Consider the following 3,429-nt stretch of genomic DNA (forward strand, 5'->3'; position numbering starts at 1 on the left):
CCAGACTACGGCCTAGGCCGTAACTGCACCCTGTTCGAAAAGCTGCGCCAGTGGGCTTACAAGGCGATACGGCAGGGGTGGCCGGATGCTGATCGGTGGTATGAGGCTGTGCTGACTCGCGCACGCGCCTACAACGACTTCGATGCACCGCTCCCTGATAGCGAAGTGAAGGCCACCGCTCGCAGTGTGGCCAAGTGGACACACTGCAACCTATCCAGCTCAGGGTTTAGCCAGTGGCAGGCCGCACAAGGCCGTAAGGGAGGTGTTCGGTCTGGTCAGGTACGTCGCCAAGGCTCGGCGGTCGAGCGCGAGCCTTGGGCCTGTATGGGCATATCGAGAGCTACGTACTATCGGCGCAAGAAGTCTGGTGAGATTTGAGACTCGAAGCCATATCAGATAACAGCCCGCCAGGGTCGGGTTTTAGCGGTCGTATTTATCAAAGATGTGAGCCAGCCCCTCCAGTGTGAGGGCCCTCATGGTGGTGCCTTCCCGGGCAGCTAGTGATTTCAACGCTGCATGGATATCTGGCGGCACTTCCACTGGAACACGTTTATCCCCTTTGCCTGCCTTTCCCTGTGATTCCTGTATCGCCAACCTAAGCTGGTCGCCAATGTTGCTCATATAGCTACCTATGTGTGTTTGTGTGTAAGTACAAATGAAAGCTTAGCATATTATCACCCCTGACATCCGCATCGAAACGGATCTTTGATCCGTGAGGTGTGGTGTCCGACAACGAGCAGAGCGAGGCGTCAGCGTAGGGCCACTGATCTTGAATCCACCCTCATTTGTTGACTACTCTACAGACATAAGCCAGCATACACAGAGGGCCCTTTGAATCGCTTCGCTCGTCTGGGCCTCTGTGAGCTGGGTCAGGGGGCTACCGCCCCCCAACACCCCCCGTAGCCACCGCCCATATCGCACCCGCTGGAAGCGGGCACGCTCTGCGCGGTGGCCATGTGAAAACCAAGGAGGCGGCTATGGCTGACGCCAAACCGAAGCGCGAGAAGATCATCAAGGTTCGGGTCTCTGCCGAGGAGCATGAGACGTTGAAATGGCGCTGCCCCAAGGCCCAGCTTGCCGAGTGGATGCGCGAGCAGTGCCTGAACCCTGATGGTGACTGGGTGCGGCAGTCAAAGGGCCCTGACCCCGTAGACCCGGCGCTATTGCGCCAACTGGCGGGCATCGGGAATAACATCAACCAGATTGCCCGCCGAGTGAACAGCGGCGAATGGGGAGCAGTGGACAGGGTGGCCGTTATCGCCGCTCTGAGCGCCGTAGAGCGCGAATTGTCCGAGTTAAGGGGTCAGTACCGGTGATAGTGAAATTTCACGCCAGAGGCGCTGGTAGTGGCTCTGGGCCGGTCGATTACCTGCTGGGCAAGGACCGCAACCGGGAGGGGGCTGAAACGCTGCGAGGCGACCCCGAGCAAACAAGGGAACTGATCGACGCCAGTAGCTATGCCAAGACCTACACCAGCGGCGTTCTGTCGTTTGCGGAGGCTGATCTTCCCGATGCCCACAAGCGTCAGATCATGGACAGCTTTGAGAGGGCCCTGATGCCCGGCCTCGATGCTGATCAATACGACTGTTTGTGGGTTGAGCACCGCGACAAAGACCGCTTGGAGCTGAACTTCGTCATCCCGAATACCGAGCTGACCACCGGGAGACGCCTGCAGCCCTACTACGACCGAGCTGACCGCCCCCGGGTTGATGCTTGGAAGACCCTAACGAACGCCAAATACAACCTGCATGACCCTAGTGACCCCGCTAACCAGAGGGCCCTTACGTACCCCGCTAACTTGCCGCGAGATAAGGAAAAAGCACAACGCCAGGTTACTGATGGGCTTTTGGCGTTGGCTGAAAAAGGCGAGGTGACAAACCGCGCCGAAGTGGTGGCGGCCCTTGAGGGGGCAGGTTTTGAAGTGACGCGCCAAACCAAGACCAGCATCAGCATTGCCGACCCGGAAGGCGGCAAGCCTATGCGACTGCGAGGAAAGCTGTATGAGCGAGATTTCGAAGTTGGCGACAGCCTTCGAGGAGAGATCGAAAGAGCGGGCCGCGAGTACCGAGAAGGCCGTAGTGAGCGCCTTCGAGAAGCACGAGAGCGCCTTACTGTCGGCGTTGAGCGAAAGCGAGCAGAGAACCAAAAACGCCATCCGCGCCCAGTCGCAGAACTTAGAGCGGATCGCTCTCAGGAGTTGGATGGCGGTAGCCATTCCCGTGATCGTGACGTTGCTACTGAGCGCCGGAGCCATTTGGACGATGGGCTGGTACATCAAGCACCAGATCGACACGATCACCCAGCAGAACGCCACGATAAGCCGTTTGAGCGAACAGGGAGGGGATATCAACCTGACGACATGCGGGGACAGCAGCAGGCTGTGCGCCGAGATCGACGACCCGAGCCGGGACGCGAAGGGGTACGGCGAGAATGGCCAATATCGAATCCTGAAGGGGTACTAGATGACCAACTTGGAACGCGAGCTATTGCGCGCCTTCGAGCAACTACAGAGCGACTACGAAAGGCAGCAAAAGGCGTGGGAGAGCGCTTACGAGAGCTTGCAAACCATGTTCGAGGCAACCAGCCGGGACAATCGGGCCTTGAGCGAGCAGGTGAAGCGCTTAAGCGGGCAAGTGACGGCCTTGAGCGAAGCGAGAGACAGCAGGACAGAACAGTTGAGCGGGCAGGTGTTACGCTTAGCTCAGCAGGTCGAGGGATTGAACGCGAGCGTGAAGCGCTGGACGCCAGAGGGCGGGAAGCGTTAAAACAGTATGTTAGGCGTCCCAAAGAGCGTGGCAACGACCACGGAATGGGCCTGTAAAAGAACACGCCCCCAACCCGGGAATCTTGGCGGAGAAACGGGATGGGGGCGCAGTGAGTGAGGACATTGTGACCCAACCAGCACTTGCCTGCCAAGGCCCAAACCCAACAAATCTGGCGCTTTTTCGCCAGAGACTCCCCCAGAAGCCATACCACACGGACGTTCTAGGGGATGGGCTACGCATCCGCGACGTGCAGCGGGCCCTCTCTGCCCGGTATATTCAGCCAAATCAGCCCCATCGCCGCTATTGGTTGGTCTACGACGTAGACCGCAGCGGCGCTGTGCTCGATTGGTACGATCGAGGAGCCCCACCGCCCACGATCGTGGCCCAGAACCCTGATAACGGCCACGCACACCTGATTTATGGGCTCGATGTGCCTGTCAGAACGGCCCCAGACGCAAAATCTGCACCGTTACGCTACGCAGCAGCCGTAGATTGCGCCCTGAGGGCCCTTCTGGATGCTGATCCCGGTTATGCCGGCCTGATCTGCAAGAACCCGCTCCACCCCCATTGGCGCGTCACTGAATGGGAGTCTCGGCTCTACGAGCTGGGCGACCTCGATAGCTGGCTTGATTTAAGCCCCTACAGCGACCGCCGTAAGCGCCTC

General features: G+C 59.1%; 5 protein-coding genes and 1 pseudogene. 5 read left to right on the forward strand and 1 reads right to left on the reverse strand.

Annotated features, from left to right (window positions below; translation table 11 throughout):
• A partial coding sequence (locus FKN99_RS17620) for a primase C-terminal domain-containing protein (RefSeq protein WP_172119091.1) occupies nt 1-378 on the forward strand: 378 nt, incomplete at its 5' end.
• Nucleotides 379-420: 42 nt separating this feature from the next.
• Here the strand turns inward: FKN99_RS17620 and FKN99_RS17625 are convergent.
• On the reverse strand, nt 421-621 hold the full coding sequence (locus FKN99_RS17625) for a ribbon-helix-helix domain-containing protein (protein ID WP_172119092.1): 201 nt from the start codon (nt 619-621) through the stop codon (nt 421-423).
• A 356-nt stretch (nt 622-977) separates the two neighbouring features.
• Between FKN99_RS17625 and FKN99_RS17630 the strand changes: the two genes are divergently transcribed.
• The 4 genes and pseudogenes from FKN99_RS17630 to FKN99_RS17650 form a co-directional block, all read left to right on the forward strand.
• Nucleotides 978-1,316, forward strand: coding sequence for a MobC family plasmid mobilization relaxosome protein (locus FKN99_RS17630; protein WP_172119093.1), 339 nt, complete (start codon nt 978-980; stop codon nt 1,314-1,316).
• Nucleotides 1,229-1,678: pseudogene (locus FKN99_RS18170) on the forward strand (relaxase/mobilization nuclease domain-containing protein); the annotation flags it as partial. The gene FKN99_RS17630 and the pseudogene FKN99_RS18170, both read left to right, overlap by 88 nt.
• A 322-nt stretch (nt 1,679-2,000) precedes the next feature.
• The gene (locus tag FKN99_RS18175; protein WP_172119094.1) at nt 2,001-2,462 is read left to right on the forward strand and encodes an MbeB family mobilization protein; all 462 of its coding nucleotides are present in this window, start codon (nt 2,001-2,003) and stop codon (nt 2,460-2,462) included.
• A 412-nt stretch (nt 2,463-2,874) separates the two neighbouring features.
• On the forward strand, nt 2,875-3,429 hold a 555-nt coding region (locus tag FKN99_RS17650; RefSeq protein WP_216658162.1), incomplete at its 3' end, for a replication initiation protein.

This window comes from Halomonas hibernica (genome assembly GCF_013183775.1).
GTDB classification, from domain to species: Bacteria; Pseudomonadota; Gammaproteobacteria; order Pseudomonadales; family Halomonadaceae; genus Vreelandella; species Vreelandella citrativorans.